This is a genomic window from Kribbella rubisoli, from assembly GCF_004217145.1.
Taxonomy (GTDB): Bacteria; Actinomycetota; Actinomycetes; order Propionibacteriales; family Kribbellaceae; genus Kribbella; species Kribbella rubisoli.
On sequence record NZ_SHKR01000011.1, the window covers coordinates 929,264 to 947,126 of the forward strand.

Annotated in this window: 17 protein-coding genes; 11 read left to right on the forward strand and 6 right to left on the reverse strand. The window is 67.8% G+C overall.

What is annotated here, in order from left to right:
* Positions 1–83 precede the first annotated feature (83 nt).
* On the forward strand, positions 84–1,196 hold the full coding sequence (locus tag EV645_RS07280) for a citrate synthase 2 (RefSeq protein WP_130440992.1): 1,113 nt from the start codon (positions 84–86) through the stop codon (positions 1,194–1,196).
* A 24-nt stretch (positions 1,197–1,220) separates the two neighbouring features.
* Here the strand turns inward: EV645_RS07280 and EV645_RS07285 are convergent, their stop codons facing one another.
* Positions 1,221–1,973, reverse strand: a complete 753-nt coding sequence (locus EV645_RS07285) for an AraC family transcriptional regulator (RefSeq protein WP_242000260.1) — start codon at positions 1,971–1,973, stop codon at positions 1,221–1,223.
* 101 nt (positions 1,974–2,074) lie between these two features.
* On the opposite strand from EV645_RS07285, the gene EV645_RS07290 reads away from it, so the two are divergent.
* Positions 2,075–2,926, forward strand: a complete 852-nt coding sequence (locus EV645_RS07290; RefSeq protein ID WP_130440996.1) for a phytanoyl-CoA dioxygenase family protein — start codon at positions 2,075–2,077, stop codon at positions 2,924–2,926.
* Between the two features lie 108 nt (positions 2,927–3,034).
* Positions 3,035–4,159: a phosphoserine transaminase gene (serC, locus tag EV645_RS07295; RefSeq protein WP_130440998.1), complete on the forward strand. Its 1,125-nt coding sequence runs from the start codon at positions 3,035–3,037 to the stop codon at positions 4,157–4,159.
* Between the two features lie 57 nt (positions 4,160–4,216).
* Here serC and EV645_RS07300 read toward each other — a convergent pair whose 3' ends face one another.
* The 3 genes from EV645_RS07300 to EV645_RS07315 are packed head-to-tail and all read right to left on the reverse strand — an operon-like array spanning position 4,217 to position 7,546.
* Positions 4,217–5,161: a GNAT family N-acetyltransferase gene (locus EV645_RS07300; protein WP_198681503.1), complete on the reverse strand. Its 945-nt coding sequence runs from the start codon at positions 5,159–5,161 to the stop codon at positions 4,217–4,219.
* 49 nt (positions 5,162–5,210) lie between these two features.
* A complete protein-coding gene (locus EV645_RS07310; protein ID WP_198681504.1) occupies positions 5,211–6,305 on the reverse strand; it encodes an SdiA-regulated/phytase-like domain-containing protein in 1,095 nt (364 codons plus the stop codon).
* A complete protein-coding gene (locus EV645_RS07315) occupies positions 6,302–7,546 on the reverse strand; it encodes a class I SAM-dependent methyltransferase (protein WP_130441000.1) in 1,245 nt (414 codons plus the stop codon). Before EV645_RS07315 ends, EV645_RS07310 begins: the two co-directional genes overlap by 4 nt.
* 160 nt (positions 7,547–7,706) lie before the next feature.
* On the opposite strand from EV645_RS07315, the gene EV645_RS07320 reads away from it, so the two are divergent.
* The gene (locus EV645_RS07320) at positions 7,707–7,958 is read left to right on the forward strand and encodes a type II toxin-antitoxin system Phd/YefM family antitoxin (protein ID WP_130441002.1); all 252 of its coding nucleotides are present in this window, start codon (positions 7,707–7,709) and stop codon (positions 7,956–7,958) included.
* Positions 7,955–8,335, forward strand: coding sequence for a PIN domain-containing protein (locus EV645_RS07325; protein WP_130441004.1), 381 nt, complete (start codon positions 7,955–7,957; stop codon positions 8,333–8,335). The genes EV645_RS07320 and EV645_RS07325 overlap by 4 nt, the downstream gene beginning before the upstream one ends.
* A gap of 76 nt (positions 8,336–8,411) precedes the next feature.
* Here EV645_RS07325 and EV645_RS07330 read toward each other — a convergent pair whose 3' ends face one another.
* Positions 8,412–8,777, reverse strand: a complete 366-nt coding sequence (locus EV645_RS07330) for a hypothetical protein (protein WP_130441006.1) — start codon at positions 8,775–8,777, stop codon at positions 8,412–8,414.
* A gap of 160 nt (positions 8,778–8,937) precedes the next feature.
* On the opposite strand from EV645_RS07330, the gene EV645_RS07335 reads away from it, so the two are divergent.
* A complete protein-coding gene (locus EV645_RS07335; protein WP_130441008.1) occupies positions 8,938–9,525 on the forward strand; it encodes a helix-turn-helix domain-containing protein in 588 nt (195 codons plus the stop codon).
* Positions 9,526–9,546: 21 nt separating this feature from the next.
* Positions 9,547–10,830 carry an MFS transporter gene (locus tag EV645_RS07340; RefSeq protein ID WP_130441010.1) on the forward strand — a complete coding sequence of 428 codons (1,284 nt, stop codon included), beginning with the start codon at positions 9,547–9,549 and terminating at the stop codon, positions 10,828–10,830.
* On the opposite strand, the gene EV645_RS07345 is transcribed toward EV645_RS07340, so the two are convergent.
* Positions 10,760–11,863 (reverse strand): hypothetical protein, encoded by a 1,104-nt coding sequence (locus EV645_RS07345; protein WP_242000261.1) that lies wholly within the window; start codon positions 11,861–11,863, stop codon positions 10,760–10,762. The two genes, EV645_RS07340 and EV645_RS07345, sit on opposite strands and share 71 nt — an antisense overlap.
* Positions 11,864–12,126: 263 nt before the next feature.
* On the opposite strand from EV645_RS07345, the gene EV645_RS07350 reads away from it, so the two are divergent.
* From EV645_RS07350 to EV645_RS07365, 4 genes are read left to right on the forward strand one after another with little or no spacing between them, the layout of a single operon-like run.
* Complete coding sequence (locus tag EV645_RS07350) at positions 12,127–13,089, forward strand: carbohydrate ABC transporter permease (RefSeq protein WP_130441012.1); 963 nt, start codon at positions 12,127–12,129, stop codon at positions 13,087–13,089.
* Positions 13,089–13,949 (forward strand): carbohydrate ABC transporter permease, encoded by an 861-nt coding sequence (locus EV645_RS07355; protein ID WP_130441014.1) that lies wholly within the window; start codon positions 13,089–13,091, stop codon positions 13,947–13,949. The genes EV645_RS07350 and EV645_RS07355 overlap by 1 nt, the downstream gene beginning before the upstream one ends.
* Before the next feature lie 18 nt (positions 13,950–13,967).
* Entirely contained in the window at positions 13,968–15,278 is a 1,311-nt protein-coding gene (locus EV645_RS07360) for an ABC transporter substrate-binding protein (RefSeq protein WP_130441016.1), read from the forward strand.
* A 10-nt stretch (positions 15,279–15,288) separates the two neighbouring features.
* Positions 15,289–17,808, forward strand: a complete 2,520-nt coding sequence (locus tag EV645_RS07365; RefSeq protein WP_130441018.1) for a hypothetical protein — start codon at positions 15,289–15,291, stop codon at positions 17,806–17,808.
* Positions 17,809–17,863: the final 55 nt, after the last annotated feature.

Below are 17,863 nucleotides of genomic sequence, written 5' to 3' on the forward strand. Positions count from 1 at the left end.
CCTCGAACCGGTCACAAAGCTGTCGTGTCATCAGTTCCGAGAACTATGCTGCGGGAGCGCCGACACGAGGACGAGGGAGTCGCATGTCTGATCCGAGGACCGAGGTGCAGCACGGGCTGGAAGGCGTGGTCGCCTTCGACACGCAGATCGCCGAGCCGGACAAAGAAGGCTCGGCGCTCCGGTATCGCGGCGTGGACATCGAGGACCTGGTCGGCCGCGTCCCGTTCGAGAACGTGTGGGGCCTGCTGGTGGACGGTGCGTTCACTCCGGGCCTGCCGCCGGCCGAGCCGTTCCCGTTGCCGGTGCACACCGGTGACGTGCGCGTCGACGTACAGTCCGCGCTGGCGATGCTCGCACCCGCCTGGGGTCTGCGGCCGCTCTACGACATCGACGACGTACAGGCGCGTGACGACCTGTCCCGGGCGGCCGTCATGGCGCTGTCGTACGTCGCACAGGCGGCCCGCGGCGTCGGCCACCCGATGGTGCCGCAACGCGAGGTGGACAAGGCGACGACGATCACCGAGCGGTTCATGATCCGCTGGCGCGGCGAGCCGGATCCCAAGCACGTGAAGGCGGTCGACGCGTACTGGACGTCCGCGGCCGAGCACGGCATGAACGCGTCGACGTTCACCGCGCGGGTGATCGCATCGACCGGTGCGGACGTCGCTGCTGCACTGTCCGGTGCGGTCGGCGCGATGTCCGGTCCGCTGCACGGCGGTGCGCCGGCGCGGGTGCTGACGATGATCGAGGGCGTGGAGCGGTCCGGCGACGCGCGCTCCTACGTGAAGGGCTTGCTGGACGCGGGCGAGCGGCTGATGGGCTTCGGGCACCGCGTGTACCGCGCCGAGGACCCGCGCGCCCGGGTGCTTCGTCGTACGGCGCGTGAGCTGGACGCCCCGCGGTACGAGGTCGCGGAGGCGCTGGAGCAGGCCGCACTGGCCGAGCTGCGCGAGCGGCGGCCGGACCGGGTGCTGGAGACCAACGTGGAGTTCTGGGCGGCGATCGTCCTCGACTTCGCGGAGGTGCCGCCGCCGATGTTCACGTCCATGTTCACCTGTGCGCGGACGGCCGGCTGGAGTGCGCACGTCCTGGAGCAGAAGCGGACCGGCCGGCTGATCCGGCCGTCGGCGATCTACTCCGGCCCTGCTTCCCGGCCCGCTGACGCCATCGAGGGCTGGAACCCTGACTGGGCCTAGGGCGTATCTCCCGTCCCCGCGCCCTCAGCGGTCCTGGCTCGGGGTGCGGCCGGTGCGTTGTTTGTACTGGCGGCTGAAGTACGGAACGTCGGTGTAGCCGAGGGCGGCGGCTGTCTCGGTGACAGTCATGCCGCTCTCGGTGAGCAGTTGGTGCGCGCGGTCGATCCGGGCCTGGATGAGGTACTGCGCGGGTGACATCCCGAACTGCGCGACGAACCTTCTCGTGAACTGGGCACGACTGAGGGAGGCCTTGGAGGCCATCTCCGCCACGGTCCAGTCGCGGCCGGGATCCTGCCGGAGCTGCCGCGCGATCTCGTCGACGGCGGTGTCGGTGACGCGTCGGCCCGGGGTGTGGACGGCGTCCCAGATCAGCGCGATCAGTTGCTCGAGGCACAGTTCCGCCTGGCGCCGGCCGAGCGCATCCTGCCTGCGGTACGACGCGTCGCTCGTCCGGGCGAGGACGCCGAGCAGCTCGCGGTCCATCACCTCGCCCCAGCGCGGGTCGGGCGCTGCGCCGGTGGTCTGGAAGTGCATGCCGAAGACCAGCAGCCGGCGGTGCGGGTCGTGGGTGGCGCGCGGCGCATCACCGGGCTGGAAGACCGCACAGATGCCGGGGTGCAGGTCCTGGCGTTCGCCGTTGAGAACCAGCTCGCCGCGGCCGTCCATCACGCACCAGAGCAGGTGGTCCGCCAGCGGGCGCGAGGTCCACGACCAGCTCGGCTCACACCGCCAGAAGGTCGGTGCGGACCTCAGCTCGAGCTCCAGTCGCTGCAACAAAAGTTCAACTCCTCGCGCGAATCCTCCGTGGTTCGGCGCCGGTACCAGGCAGGAGAATTGGTTCCGACAAGCAGCGTAGAGCACATCCGCGGGAGTCGTGCATGAGCGTTTCATCCAACGTCGACGTCGTACTTCGGGAAGAGTTCGAGCGGACCGGTTACACGCTGGTGCGTGGGCTGTTCAGCACCGACGAGGTCGACCGGTTGCGGGACCACTACATGGAGGTCCGGCAGCGCGGTCCGCGGGCGAACGACTTCGCGGGGCACAACTCCACCGACCGCGACCCGCTGAAGCGGTACCCGCGGATGGCGCAGATGCACCGCTGGGACGAGGCGTCACTGCAGTGGATGATCGACCCGCGGATCGACGAGGTCATGACGACGCTGCTCGGGCGGTCGCCGTACGCCGTCCAGACGATGGTCTACTTCAAGCCGCCGGGCTCCCGCGGGCAGGCGTTGCACCAGGACAACTTCTATCTGAAGGCCGATCCGGGGACGTGCGTCGCGGCGTGGATGGCGCTCGACCGGGTCGACGAGGCGAACGGGTGCCTCGAGGTCGTGCCCGGCTCGCACCGGTGGCCGATCCTGTGCACGGAGAAGGCCGACACCACGGTCAGCTTCACCGACGTCACGGTGCCGCTGCCGTCGACCGGGTCCGCCGTACCGGTCGAGATGGAGCCAGGCGACGTGCTGTTCTTCCACGGGGCGCTGGTGCACGGGAGCAACCCGAACGTCACCACGGACCGGTTCCGGCGGGCGCTGATCGGCCACTACATCGAGGGCGAGGCGGAGCGGGTCGCGCAGTACTACCACCCGGCGCTCCGGATGGACGGGACCGAGCTCACGCTCGAGGTGGCCGAGGGTGGCGGCGCCTGCGGCGAGTGGACCGAGACGCCGGACGGACCGGTCGCCGTCCTGACCGGCACGCAGACCATCACCCGCAAGCACGAGTAGTCCGCGCGGTGAGCCCCGGGGCGGTGGGTTGGGCCGGGTGTGCGAGGATAGAGCGCGCTGACAGCGTCGTCGGCTTTCTGAGATGCAGACGACGAAGGGAAGACGCTGGTGACCAGCGACATTCAGATTCCTGCTGAGCTCAAGCCCGCTGACGGCCGCTTCGGTTCGGGCCCGTCGAAGGTCCGCCCGGAAGCCGTCGCCGCGCTGGCGACCGAGGGCGCGAAGCTGCTCGGCACCTCCCACCGCCAGGCCCCGGTCAAGAACCTGGTCAAGCGCGTCCAGGAGGGCGTGGCCGACCTCTTCCAGCTGCCTGAGGGCTACCAGGTTGTGCTCGGCAACGGCGGCTCGACGGCCTTCTGGGACGTCGCGACGTTCGCGCTGATCCGGGAGAAGAGCCAGCACCTGAACTTCGGCGAGTTCTCGTCCAAGTTCGCCAAGGCCGCGCAGCAGGCACCGCACCTGGCCGACCCGTCGGTGATCAAGTCCGATCCGGGCACCCGTCCGGTCGCCGTGGCCGAGGCCGGCGTGGACCTGTACGCCTGGCCGCACAACGAGACCTCGACCGGTGTGATGGCGCCGGTCAAGCGCGTCGAAGGCGCCGACGAGGGCGCGCTGGTCGCGATCGACGCGACCTCGGGTGCGGCCGGTCTGCCGGTCGACATCAACGAGGCCGACGTGTACTACTTCGCGCCGCAGAAGGGCTTCGCGTCCGACGGCGGCCTGTGGATCGCGTTGATGAGCCCGGCCGCGCTTGCCCGGGTCGAGGAGATCACCGCGTCCGGCCGCTGGATCCCGGCGTTCCTGGACCTCGCGACCGCGGTCGACAACTCGAGCAAGAACCAGACCTACAACACGCCGTCGCTGGCAACGCTGTTCCTGATGGCCGAGCAGACCGACTGGATCAACAACCAGGGCGGTCTGGAGTGGAGCGTCGCCCGGACGACGGACTCGAGCAACCGGCTCTACACGTGGGCAGAGAAGTCGGAGTACGCCACGCCGTACGTCACCGATCCTGACGCCCGCTCCCTCGTCGTCGGCACCATCGACCTGGACGACGCGATCGACGCGACGGCGGTCGCGAAGGTACTGCGCGCCAACGGCATCGTCGACACCGAGCCGTACCGCAAGCTCGGCCGCAACCAGCTCCGCGTCGCGATGTTCCCCGCGGTCGACCCCGACGACGTCGAGAAGCTGACCCAGGCCATCGACTACGTCGTCGAGAACCTCAAGTAACCAGAGCCACCGAACAGCCGCCGTACCTCACGTGGGTACGGCGGTTGTTTCCTTTGCTCAGAAGTTGATGCGGAGGACGACTCGGCGGTTGCCGGGGCGGCTTACTTCGGTGAAGCCGGCGGCGGTGAACATGGCGAGCGTGCCGACGGAGCCGCCGTCGACGAGGTCGGGGTAGCCCTCGATGGCCTGGGCTCCGCGGGCGCGGGCGAAGGGGACGGTGGCTCGGGCCAGGGCGCGGCTGATTCCTCGGCGGCGGTAGCCGGCGCGGGTGACGAAGCAGGTCACGGCCCAGACGGTCGGGTCGGTCCTGTCCTCGTTGCGGCCCAGCCACGGGACGCGAAAGTCGCGGAGCAGCCTCGGGTGGTCCGCGCGCGGCGCGACGGCACACCAGCCGACGGGCTCTCCGTCGAGGTACGCGATCAGGCCGCTGGTCTCCTGCGCCTTGCGGTCGCCGCAGGCTGTCTGGTCGCGCAGCCGGGCGCCGAGCTCCTCGGGGCCTTCAGAATCCCACGACTCCTTGGGCAGCATCCGGAATCGCTGGCACCAGCACCGTCCGGGATCGCCCGCGCCGAAGACCGCCTGCAGGTCCTCCCACGACGCCTCGTTCGCCGGGACGATCGTGAGCTGCTCATCGGTGACCGGCTCCCGTGAACCCGGCGTACGCGGAACAGGAACCCGCTTCGCCGTGGTCCGCCGCATCGGCTTTCGAGCCGGCGCCTCGAACGTGAGCTGAAGGTCGACCGTGTCCCCTGCGTCCAGCCCTTGGGGCTTACGTACGCCGTCCTTCAGCGGCAGCAGGTAGCCACCGTCCTTCGACCACAGCGACGTCTTCCACTCCGTGCTTCCGAGGCGAGCACGGATGGGCAGCATGCCCCAGCTGTTGTGGCCGGCCGCCGACGCCGCCGCCTTCAGCGCGGCGACATCCTCGTCCGGGACGGGAACGAAGTAGTACGGCGCCGGACCGCGCCACTCGATGACCTCGCCGCTGAACTCATGCTCCATGCCCTGATGCTAGGACTGGTTCCGGACGTACAGCTTCCGGATTTGTGGATCAGACGTGCGGGCGGCGGTGGCCGGTAGGTGGGGACTGGCCGGTCAGGCGGTCGTTCTCGGCTTGGCGGTCCCGGCGTTCGCGGCGCCCGGGCGGGAACGTGACGATCGTGATGATGAGCGCGAACAGGGTGGCGCCGATGATGATCCAGCGGAGGTTGTGGCTCTTACCCGAGTCGGAGTTGCTGGAGTCGGACGTCGTGGCCGGCTTCGGCGTCGCGCCGGCGGACGGCGGAGTGGATGTGACTGCCTTGGCGGGAGCCGTCATCTGGTAGACGGCCGAGTTGGCGCCTTCGCTGCCGACGAGGACGGTGTTGTCGGTCGGGCCCACCGCGACGGTCTCGCCCTGGCCGAGGACTGCTGCGCCGCGGGCGACCACGTTGGGGGTCTCGCCCCAGGCGACCGTTGCGACGTCGCTGTACGTCCGGAGCACCACGCGCTGTCCGTCCGGCATGAACGTGCCGTCGGTGATGATGCCGGAAGGCGCCGGCGCGAGCTTCGAGAGGTCGTTGGTGCCTTGGCGGCTCGGGGCCGGCGGGGCGGCGTAGATCCCGCCGGCGCCCTTGAGCTCCTTCGTCACGATGTACAGCTGGCTGGTGCCCGGCTCGATCAGCAGCGTCTCGGCGTCGTGTGCGCCGTCGGGGTACTTGAAGTCGAACTGGTGGTACCTGAGGTCGGCGTCCTCGAGCGTCGCCGGCTCCGGGATCGTGTAGATCTCGATCTGGTCCCGGCTGGCCTTGTTGTCGCCGATGTCCGCGATGTAGATCGTGCCGTCCCGGTCGACGCCGAGCGCCTCGACGTCGGTCACCTTCGCGCCGAACCGCAGTACCGCCTCAACCTTGCCGGTCGTGCCGTCGATCGCGAACACCCGGCCGGTGTCACCGGAGTCGTTCACGGTGTAGTACGTGCCGGGGTGCTTCACGCTCTTCGCCAGACCGGACGACTCCTTGATCCGGTCGTCGCTGATCGTGAACAGCTTCTTCGGAGCGGCCGGGGTCGCCTCCACCGTCGCCGAGGCGGTTGTGGGAAGTGCCACACCCGCCAGCGTGCAGAGCGTCGCCCCCACCAGCGCGAACGCAGTCCGAAGTCGCGTCACAAGCCCACCCCGGCGCCCGCCGGCGGTAGGAGGAGCTGGGCCAGGCGGGGGTTGACCTGCCACTCGGTGACCAGGGCCTCGTACTCGGCCTGGAGCTCGGCGGTCGGCTTCGCGCCGGTCCGCGCAGCGCGAAGCAGCAGATTGCGCGGCGTGTGCTGACTGTCCACGAACTGCACGACCTCCACCCGGTAACCGACCTGTCGGAGCACCGCCGCCCGCAACGAATCCGTCAGGACGTCGGCAAACCGCTCACGAACGATGCCATATCGCGTCATCAACGCATAAGGCGCCGGTGGTGTGACGCTCTTGAGCTGCTTTTGGATGTCGTGATGACAACAAGGGGCCGCGAGCACCAGCTGAGCCTCCCAGCCGACCGCCCGCGCGAGCGCGTCGTCGGTCGCGGTATCGCAGGCGTGCAGCGCCAGCACAACGTCCGGCCGTACGTCGAGCTCGGCCGCCTGGATCGTCGCGTCGACGAACCGCAGGTGATCCTGCCAGCCGAGCGCCTCGACCACCCGCGCGTTCCGCTTCCGGGCCGCCGGGTTGTGGTCGATCCCGGTCATCCGGACGTCGTGCCCGGCCGCGGAGAGCAGGTGGTACGCCGCCAGCGTGAGGTACGCGTTCCCGCAGCCGAGGTCGACCACCTGCAGCGGCCGGTCCGTCGCGATCCGGCCCGCCCCGATCGCCTCGTCGAGCGCAGGAGCGAGCAGCTTGCAGAACTCCTCGATCTGCTTGTACTTCGCCTGCCGCGACGGCTTCACACGGCCCTGGTGGTCGCTGATACCCAGCTCGATCAGGAACGGCGCGGCCGGGTCGAGCACCCGCTGCTTCACCCGGTCGTGCCCCGTCTCCTGCTCCCGGCTGTCCTCCTGCCGGTGCAGCAGCTCCTTGCCCTTCTTGGTGTACCGCAGCCGCAGGGTCTCGTCCGTCGTCTCGACATGCCACGACCCGTACGGCAGGTCGAGGAGCTCCTCGACCGCCTTCTCCACGTCGGCCGCGGCGACGTTCCGCGTGTGGGCCTGCCGCTCGTCGAACTCGGTGATCTGCAGGTGCCGCTCGCCCTTCAGATCGACGTACCGCACCTCGACCCGCAGGTACGCCGGCGGGTCGAACCCGCGGCGCCGCCCGGACGCCAGCGCCCGCACCAGACTGCCCTGGTCCAGCAGGGCAGCACGAACCACCTCCAGCGCCCCGGCCTCCGCCGACCGCGCCGGCTCGCCCGACCGCACCACTGGTTGCATCGCGCCATTGTCTCCGACCCCCACCCCCGATCTCAAAAGGGTCTCGGAAACCCACCGTCGCAACCCCCGAACTCCCCGTACACTCCCCGCTGCGCCGGAATACGACGGTCGCATTCCTTTGCGCGGACGAGGCGTGTAGCACATGTGCTACCTTGGATCCATGGACGCCCTCGGACTTCGTGAGCTTCGGCAGCACGCAAGTGATCTCGTCCGCCGCGCCGAAGCCGGCGAGCACTTGGTGATCACTGTGTCCGGCCGCCCTGCGGCTGTGCTCGGACCACCGGAGCGGGACCATTGGCGGCACTACGAGGAGATCGCAGACGTACTGGCCCAACGCACCGATGACGCCTGGGAAGCCGATCGCGACCTCATCGACCAAGACCTCGTCGATCCCTGGGAGCCGAAGGAATGAGGGCGCTGCTCGACACCAGTGTCCTCATCAAAGGGCTGGACGACCCAGTCGACGCCGAGCTCGCGATCAGCGCCATCAGTCTCGCCGAGTTGCACTTCGGCGTACTCGTTGCCAAGTCACCGGAGATCCGCGCCGCCCGCCTGCGCCGTCTTGCAGGTATCGAGCGTGCCTTTGAAGCGCTGCCCGTGACTGACGCCGTGGCCCGCATATACGGCTCCTTCGCGGCGGCGGTCGCGGCTGCGGGAGGGCAGCCGCGCGCCCGCGCGTTCGACCTGGTCATCGCGGCGACCGCGGCAACCCATGAGGCCGCCCTCTACACGCGAAACCCGAAGGATTTCCACGCAGTCCAGGAACTCGTCGAGATCATCGCTGTCTGACCACTCCCCGAATCACCTCAAGCCGACGAGACACGACTTGGTGAGGCGGCGTTTGTGCTGGTCTTGCGGGTGGCGTCTATTCGAGCTTCTGGTCGTCGGTGAGGAGGCCTAGGGAGCGGAGGCGGGTGGCGATTCCGCCTTCCTGGCGGCCGAGGGTGGTGACCAGGTCGTCCTTGGTGGCGCCGTTGTGGAACATCTCGATCAGGGTCTGCTCGTCCTCGGGAGACCACTGGGTGAAGGCCTTCGGGTGGTTCTTGCGGGCCTGCTCGATCTTGCGGGTCATCGAACGCGGGTTGAGCAGTTCGAGGGAGCGGATCCGGGCCTGGCGGTGGCGGCCGACCTCCTCGCCCTCGCGCCAGAACACCACCGCCCCGTCGTCGAACGTCATCAGGTCGGCGGGGACGTCGCAGTAGTCGGCGTCCTCGAGCATCACGCGCATCATTGCTGGTTCTCTCCATTCACGGTGGATGCGTGGTCGACAGAGAAGATGCCGCGATCCGACCCCGCCGGAGCGCCCGATCCGCAACCTGTGGACAACCAACCGCACAACTTCTTTGCAAAATCTCTTTGCAAAGAGTCTTTGCAGTCCTATGCTCAACACCATGAGCGACGAGACCAACCCCGAGCCGCCCCGCACAGTCCGGCTGGACCGCCACCTGGTGCGCGCCCTGGCCCACCCGATGCGCAACCGGATCGTCGGCCTGCTGCGGGTGTACGGCCCGCAGACCGCCACCACCCTGGCCGGCCGGCTCGGCGTGAACACCGGCGCGACCAGCTACCACCTCCGCCAACTGGCCGACGCCGGCCTGGTGGTCGAGGACGACAGCCGTGGCAATGCACGCGACCGTTGGTGGAAGTCCGCGCACCAAGGCACCGAGTTCAACAAGGCCGAGCTGCTCGAGCAGGAGCCTGAGCTGGCGCTGGGCTTCCTGCACGGCGTCGGCCAGACGTACGCCGAGAACATCTTCAGCTACATCGACGCGATGCAGACGATGCCCGAGGACTGGCGTGACGCCAGCGTGCTGTCCGACTACTTCTTCCACCTGCGGGCCGACCAGCTCGACGCGATGATGCACGAGGTCATGGCGGTGCTGGAGAAGTACAAGACGCCGGACCTGACCGCTCCTCTGCCGGAGGGCGCCGAGCAGGTGACGGTTCAGATCCAGGCCTTCCCGCGCGAGACGCGGTAGCAGGGCATAGGGGTGAGGCAGATGAGCGACAAAGGAAACCGCGCGCCGCTGATCGCGTTCCTGGTGGCGAACGTGGTGTCGGTCTGCGGCACCAGGGTGAGCGCCATCGCGATCCCCTGGTTCGTGCTGATCACCACCGGGTCGCCGGTGAAGACCGGTCTGGTAGCCATGGCGGAGATGACGCCGCTGGTCCTCGTCAAGGTCGCCGGCGGCCCACTGATCGACAAGGTCGGAGCACGCCGCATCAGCGTCGTCGCGGACACCGCAAGTACTGCGGTAGTAGGCCTCGTCCCACTCCTCCACACGCTGGGCCTGCTGCACTTCCCAACGCTTCTCGTACTGGTTGCGATCGCCGGCGCCTGCCGGGGACCGGGTGACTCCGCGAAGGAGACCCTCATCCCGGACATCGCCCGCGCGGCAAGGGTTCCGCTGGAACGAGTGACTGGCCTGGAGAGCACGACGGAACGCCTGGCCGGCTTCTTCGCGTACGCACTGGCCGGTGGACTCATCACCCTCGTCGGAGCGGTCAACGCACTCTGGATCGACGCCGCATCGTTCGGCGTATGCGCCCTACTGATCACCCGCTGGATCCCCAAGCCCACCAAGCAGCCGACCACCACCGAAGCTGAACAGGGCTACGGACAGCGGCTCCTCGAGGGCTGGCACTTCCTCCGCACCGACAAGCTGCTGCTTCCGCTGGTCACCATGATCGCCGTGACCAACCTGCTCGACGCCGCGACCAGCACGGTCCTGCTACCGGTCTGGATCAAGACGCATGGCTACGGCCCCGGACACACCAGTCTGATCCTCACTGCGTTCGGAGTGACCGCCACCGCATTCGCCTTACTGGCTTCGGCAATCGGCGACCGGATCCCTCGCAAGCTGGTCTTCACGGTGGCCTTCCTCATCGCCGGAGCACCGCGCTTCATTGCCCTGGCAGCAGGCGCACCGATCTGGGCCCTCATGGCGGTGTACGCCGTGGGCGGCATCGGCGCCGGCTTCATCAACCCCGTGCTCGGCGCGATCCGCGTCGAACGGATCCCCAGCCACCTGCTCGGCCGAGTCAACTCGCTGTCGAACGCGGCCTGCTGGACAGGCGTACCGCTCGGTGGTGTAGTCGCCGGACTGGCCATCGCAGGCATCGGCTTCGCGCCCGCAGTGCTTGCCGGAGGCGCCATCTACCTGATTGCCACCATGTCGCCGGTGCTGATCGGCCGGCACGAGAGCTGGAAGGCTACACAGGATCCGACGGGTCCTCAGGAAACGGCGGCTGATCCGGATCGGGTGGCAGTCGCAGCACCTTAGCCTTCGTGGTGCTCTCCACCTCGCGCCGCATCCGGTCGCGCTCCGCCCGCAGCAGGCCAAGCATCACCAGGTCCAGCAACATTCCACCCGCGGCCGCGAACTGCGTCGCAGCGAACTGGAAGACCTGTGTCATCAGCAACGACACCAGGACAGCCAGCTCGAACAACCGCACCGCCCGGGCCCGATTGCCCTTCCGCAACGCCAGCGCACCCCGTACCGTGAACATTGCCGACAGCAAGCTTCCGGCCGTAACACCCAACACTGGAAGGTGATTCAGCCCATCGCCGACGACAATCGCGATGAGCAGCGCCCCAACCACCTGCAGCGCCAGTACGGCGACAGCCATCCGCGGCGCCTTCGGGTGCGTGGCGAGTCGCTCGAACCCGCGCTGCAGCGCCTGCCACCCCGCATCGACCGGAGCAGCCAACTCGACCTCGTCGGCCGGGCACGCGGCCAGCAAGTCCCTGGTCTCCTGCCGCCCCTGCACCTGCAGGGGCACCGCGCGCAGCAGCTCTGACGCTTCCGCACGGCGACGCCGCGACAGCCCCCCGGCGACGCCCTCGACAGCGTGGTCGATGACGTTGGCCAGCTCCTCCCGCGGGTCGATCGGCCGCCGCGTGGTGAGGAACCGGAATCCGAGAATGATCAGCACGAAGACGACGTACACGATCGCCGCGGTCGGCTTGTAGAAGTAGTTGTTGTCCGAGGTGACGAACTTCCCCACCTCGTCGATGAACAGCCCGAAGCCGATCCCGCCGACCGTCGCCGCGGCCGGCCGGACGACGGGTCCGACGTACCCGAGCAGTAGTGAGATCGCGATCAGCATCAGCAGGCCGCCGGGCAGCACGTGCGCGATGTGCAGACCCTTGCCGCCGATCTGCGGGTAGCCGCTCAGGCTGAGGATCAGCCGGGTCACCAGGACCGTCGCCACCCCCGACACCACGAACGTCGTCAGGTGTTCCCCGGACCGCACATTGCGGACCAGTCCGGCCCGCATCAGGTACGACGACCGCGCGGCGGTGCTGTTCGTCATTGGCGGGACGTTACCCGGGCCCCGGACCCAGCACAGCCGCAGAGCGTTTGAGACGTGTGAATACGAATCCACTTCGCTATTGCGCTTCGTCCACCGGCGGCTTAATCTCTCGCGTAGCGGAATATCACTTCCACTAAGTGATACCCGCCCGCCCCCGCCCCCTAACCGGCCGAAGACCTTCCAGAGCTGTGATCCGAAGGCTTCGGCCGATTTTCCGGCCAGCTTCTACATCGGTGAAGAAGGACTCCTGAGAGGAGGCCACCATGAGCACGAGCACCGAGATCTCGGCTCCGGCAGGCCGTGAACCGACAGCTGAGGTCCCTCCCCCGGCACCGCGTCCCAGACCCGGCCGGCGCACGGACCGGGTCGCGTACCTCTTCCTGCTCCCCTGGTTCACAGGACTGCTCCTGCTGACAGCCGCACCCCTGCTGGGATCGCTGTACCTGTCGTTCACCAAGTTCAACCTGCTGCAGTCACCGCACTGGAACGGCTTCGGCAACTACGTGAAGATGTTCACCGACGACCCGCGCTACCTGCAGTCGTTGAAGGTCACCTTCATCTACGTCGCCCTCACCGTCCCGCTGCAGCTGGGATTCGCACTCGCGGTCGCCGTGATGCTGAACCGCCCGATGCGCGGGATGGCCTTGTACCGCTCGATCTACTACATCCCCTCGCTACTCGGCGGCAGCGTCGCGATCGCGGTGATCTGGGGCCAGCTGTTCGACGACGACGGCGTCCTGAACGCCTTCCTCGCGTTCTTCGGCGTCGGCGGCCGCAGCTGGATCTCCAACCCCGACACGGCTCTCTACACGCTGGTGCTGCTGAACATCTGGCAGTTCGGCTCGCCGATGGTGATCTTCCTGGCCGGCCTCAAACAGATACCGCAGGAGCTGTACGACGCCGCCTCGGTCGACGGCGCGAACGCCTGGCGCCGGTTCTGGTCGGTCACCGTGCCGCTGCTGACGCCGATCATCTTCTTCAACGTGGTGCTGCAGATCATCCAGGCGTTCCAGGCCTTCACCCCGGCGTACGTCGTGAGCGGCGGCAGCGGAGGCCCGTCGGATTCCACGTTGTTCTACACGCTTTACCTGTACCAGCAGGGTTTCACGAACCTGAACATGGGCTACGCCTCCGCGATGGCGTGGGTGCTGCTGCTGATCATCGCGATCTTCACGCTGATCAACTTCGGGCTCGCCCGCCGCTGGGTCTACTACGAGGACCGCTGATGACGACACTCCAGCACGCTCCCGAAGCCCGGCGGCGCACCCGCAGATGGCTGACCCATCTCGCGCTGATCGCCGGCACCCTGGTGATGGTCTATCCGCTGCTGTGGATGGTCGGCGGCTCCTTCAAGGACGAGTCCGACATCTTCTCGCAGCTCAACCCGTTCCCGAGCTCGCTCAACCTGCGTAGCTACATCGCCGGCTGGACCGCGACCGATCCCACCTTCACCCGGTTCTACATCAACTCGATGCTGATCGCGGTGCTCGCGGTGGCCGGCAACGTGATCGCCTGCACGCTCACGGCGTACGCGTTCGCCCGGCTGGAGTTCCGCGGCAAGAAGGTGTTCTTCGCGATCATGCTCGGCTCGATCATGTTGCCGGCGCACGCGCTGCTGATCCCGCAGTACGTGCTGTTCTTCCACCTCGGCTGGGTGAACACCTATCTCCCGCTGGTGGTGCCGAAGTTCCTGGCCACCGACGCGTTCTTCATCTTCTTGATGGTCCAGTTCATCCGCACGATCCCGCGGACACTGGACGAGGCCGCGATGATCGACGGCTGCGGCAAGGTCCGCATCTTCAGCCGGATCATCCTGCCGCTGACCGGACCGGTGCTGATCACCACCATGATCTTCACCTTCATCTGGACGTACAACGACTTCTTCTCCCAGCTGATCTACCTGTCCTACCCCAGCAGCGAGACCGTGCCGGTCGCGTTGCGGCGATTCGTCGACGCGACCGGCGACTCGTCGTACGGGCAACTGCTGGCCATGTCGGTGCTGTCGCTGGTGCCGACCTTCATCGTCTTCCTTCTCGCCCAGCGCCGGATCGTCGAGGGCATCGCCACGACCGGCCTGAAGGGCTAGCCCGAAAGGACCCCTGTCATGACCACACAACTCGACCGGCGGCGCTTCCTGCAGGCCGGACTCGCGGCCGGCGTACTCGCACCTCTGCTGGCCGCCTGCAACCTCGACCCCGCGGCCAAGGAGGCGAAGAACTCGGTCCGCTTCTCGAGCTACGGGGACCCGACCAAGCTCGGCCTGCGCAGCAAGCTCGCCGACCAGTACACCTCGAGCCATCAGAACGTGAAGATGGTCTTCGAGGGCACCGCGACCGCGGAGTACTGGGACAAACTCGCCACCCAGATGGCCGGCGGCAACGCGCCCGATGTCATCAACATCGACGCCCCGCGGATCGGGCAGTACGGCGCGGCCGGGGCACTGCAGTCCCTGGACAAGTACACCCCGGACCCCATCGACACCAAGCCGATCGACCACAACCTGCTCGTCCAGGGGCAGCTGAAAGGCGAGCAGTTCGGCATCCCGGTCGCGATGAGCACCTACAGCATGGGGTACGACGTGACCGTGCTCGACCAGCTCGGCCTGGAGCACCCGAACGAGACCTGGACCTGGGCCGACTTCGCAGCGCTGGCCAACCAGATCCGGCTGAAGTCCGGCAAGAAGATCTACGGCGCGGAGGACCCCAGCGGGGACACGGCGTCGTTGCAGATCTTCCTGCGCGGCAAAGGTCAGGACCTGTACAAGGACAACACGCTCGCGTTCACCGACGCCGCACTGACCGAGTGGTTCGAGTACTGGGCCGCGCTGCGTGCGACCGGCGGCACGATCCCCGCCGATATCGCCGCGCAGTCCAAGTACGGCGACTGGCCCAACAGCCCGCTGGTCAAGAAGCAGGCGGCGCTCGCGCACATCCAGACGCCCAACCTCAAGGGCGGTTTCCAGGATCTGACCAAGAACACCATCGACATCACGCTGCCACCGCGGAACGCCAAGGACGGCAACTGCGGGACCTTCCCGGCGCCGAGCAGCTTCCTGTCGCTCAACGCCAAGAGTCAGCGTTCGGACGACGCCGCCGCGTTCATCAACTGGTTCGCCAACGGCGCGGAGGCCGCGAAGACCTTACGGCTGATCAGCGGACCGCCGGCCTCGTCGGCGGGCCGCGATGTCCTGCTGAAGGGCAGTGACCTCTCGGCGAGCGAGAAGCAGGTGCTGGCCTACACCGACCTGGCGCTGAAGAACTCCGCCGCGCCGCCGCAGGCCAGCCCGGCCGCGTCGACCGCCGTCGGCGACCTCCTGCTCAAGGTCAGCCAGGACATCGCCTTCAACAAGATCTCGATCAAGCAGGCCGTGCCGAAGTTCATGGCCGACGCCGGCAAGACCCTCGACGGCAAATGATTGGAGCCCTATGAACGAGCAGAACCCCGTCACCACCGGCAGCACCGCCACCTGGGCGATGGAGCAGCTCGTCCAAGCCCTCGCAGAGAAGGGGATCACGGCCACGGACCCGCCGGTCCGGCTGGCCACCCCCGACGAGGTCCCCGCCCCGGACCTCGCGGACGTGCCCGAGTCGTACGCCGTACTCCGTGTCGACGGCGAGCTCGTTGTCGTTAGCAACGACGAGATCGGGCTGCGCTGCGGAGTGCTCGAACTCGCGGACCGGGTCGCCGCGGGCGAAGATCTCGCTGGTACGACGCCGTTCGCCGAGCAGCCCGCCGTACCGGTGAGGGGTGTGGTGCGGTCGTTCTCCAGCGTGGACGAGGACACACCCTGGTTCCACGACCAGCGGTTCTGGACCGAGTACCTGACCTGGCTGGCCGCGTCCCGGTTCAACCGGTTCCACCTCGCCCTCGGCATGCAGTACAACTACGGCGCCGATCGCCACGGCGCGACCGACAACTACCTGTGCTTCGCCTACCCGTTCCTGTTCGACGTGGACGGGTACGACGTACAGGCTGAAGGGGTCGGCGCGGACGAGCAGAAGCGCAACCTCGACACGCTGCGCTTCATCGCTGCAGAGAGCAAACGGCGCGGGCTGAAGTTCCAGCTCGGTCTGTGGAACCACGCGTACGACTACGGCCGCGACTCGGTGCACCGGTACCCGATCACCGGGATCGGTCCGGAGACCCATGCGGAGTACTGCAAGGCCGGTATCGCCAAGCTGCTCGAGGAATGTCCCGACATCGACGGGCTGACCTTCCGGGTGCATTACGAGGGCGGCATCCCCGACGACAAGCACGAGATCTTCTGGCGAGCCGTCTTCGAAGGCGCGAACTCGGTCGGCCGGCCGCTCGAGATCGACATGCACGCCAAGGGCGTCGACCAGGCTCTGCTCGACGCCGTCGACCTGCCGAACCTGTCCCCGGTGCTGTCGGCGAAGTACTGGGCCGAGCATGTCGGCCTGCCGTACCACCAGGCCTCCATCCGGGCCAAGGAGACGGCGAAGCCCGTCCCGGCCGGCCACGAGATGAAGGGCATCACCGAGTTCTCCCGCCGGTTCACCCGCTACGGGTACGGCGACTTCCTGAACGAGGACCGGAACGTCGACCTGATGTTCCGGGTCTGGCCGGGAACCCAGAAGCTGCTGGCGTGGGGCGATCCCGCGATCGCGGCCGGGTACGGGCGGCTGTCGACCTTCGGCGGATCCCGTGGCGTCGACCTGTGCGAACCACTGTTCTTCAAGGGTCGCAAGGGCAGCGGCGAGGTCGGCGGGCGCGATCCGTACATCCGCGAAGACCTCAGGTTGTCTGACAACCGGGAGTGGACCAAGTACCGCTACGGCTATCTGTTGTGGGGTCGACTCCTCTACAACCCCGACGCCGAGCCCGAGACGTGGCGTCGTCACCTGCGCTCGACGTACGGCGAGGCCGCGGCGCACGTGGAGGACGCTCTAAGCCCACTCAGTCGGATCCTCCCGCTGGTGACCGTGGTCCACGGCGTCGGCGGATCGAACAATGGCTACTGGCCCGAGGTGTACCTCAACCTCCCGATCTCGTCGCGCGTCGAGTCGCCCCACTACGCCGGCGACACCGACCCGCCCGCGAACTGGGGCGGTGTGAGCCCGTTCGACCCGACGACGTTCTACGCCATCGACGAGTACGTCGCGGCGCTCGCGAGCGGCGAGGTGTCGGCGAAGTACACGCCGCTCGAGGTGGCCGCCTGGATCGAGCGACTGGTCGACGACGGACAGCAGGCTCTCGACCGCGCTCGTCAGACCGCGGACGAGTCGGACGCGCAGGTCCGCCGGGTCCTGATCGATCTGGAGATCCTGGTCAGGATGGGCCGGTTCTTCGCCGGCAAGTTCCGCGCCGCGGTCGACTACTCGATCTACCGGTCGACCAAGCAAGCCAGTGCACTGGAGTCCGCGGTCAAGGTCTACCAGTCGGCGAGGGACGCGTACGCCGAGATCCCGGCCATCGTCGACGGCGTCTACCAGCGCGACCTGCGGTTCGGTGTCGAGACCTCCGAACACGGTCACTGGGCGGATCGGATTCCGGACATGGACGCCGACCTCGCAGCCCTCGCAGAGGAACTGCAGGAGGCGACCGGCGCGCAGCAGGCCACTCAGCTGGCTCAAGCACCGGCCCGGCCGGCCACCACCGGCATCGACCACCAGGTGCCGGAGAGCTTCGACCGGGGCAAACCGGTCACGCTGTCGCTCGAGGTCGTGGATCCGGACGTGACCGGCGCAACACTGCACTACCGGCACGTGGACCAGTCAAAGCCCTGGCAGCAGGTCCCGATGAAGCTGTCCGGTCAGACGTTGTCCGGCACGATCGAAGGTGAGTACACGGCGTCGACGTACCCGCTGATGTACTTCTTCAGAGTGCAACACCGGTCCGGCGGGCAGGCGCTCTACCCCGGTCTGGCCGCCGACCTGTCCAACCAGCCGTACGTCGTCCTGGGTTCCGCGACCGTCACCGGATGAACGCTGCGATCACGACGATCGCGATAAGCGCTGCCAGCACGATAGAGGTGACGAG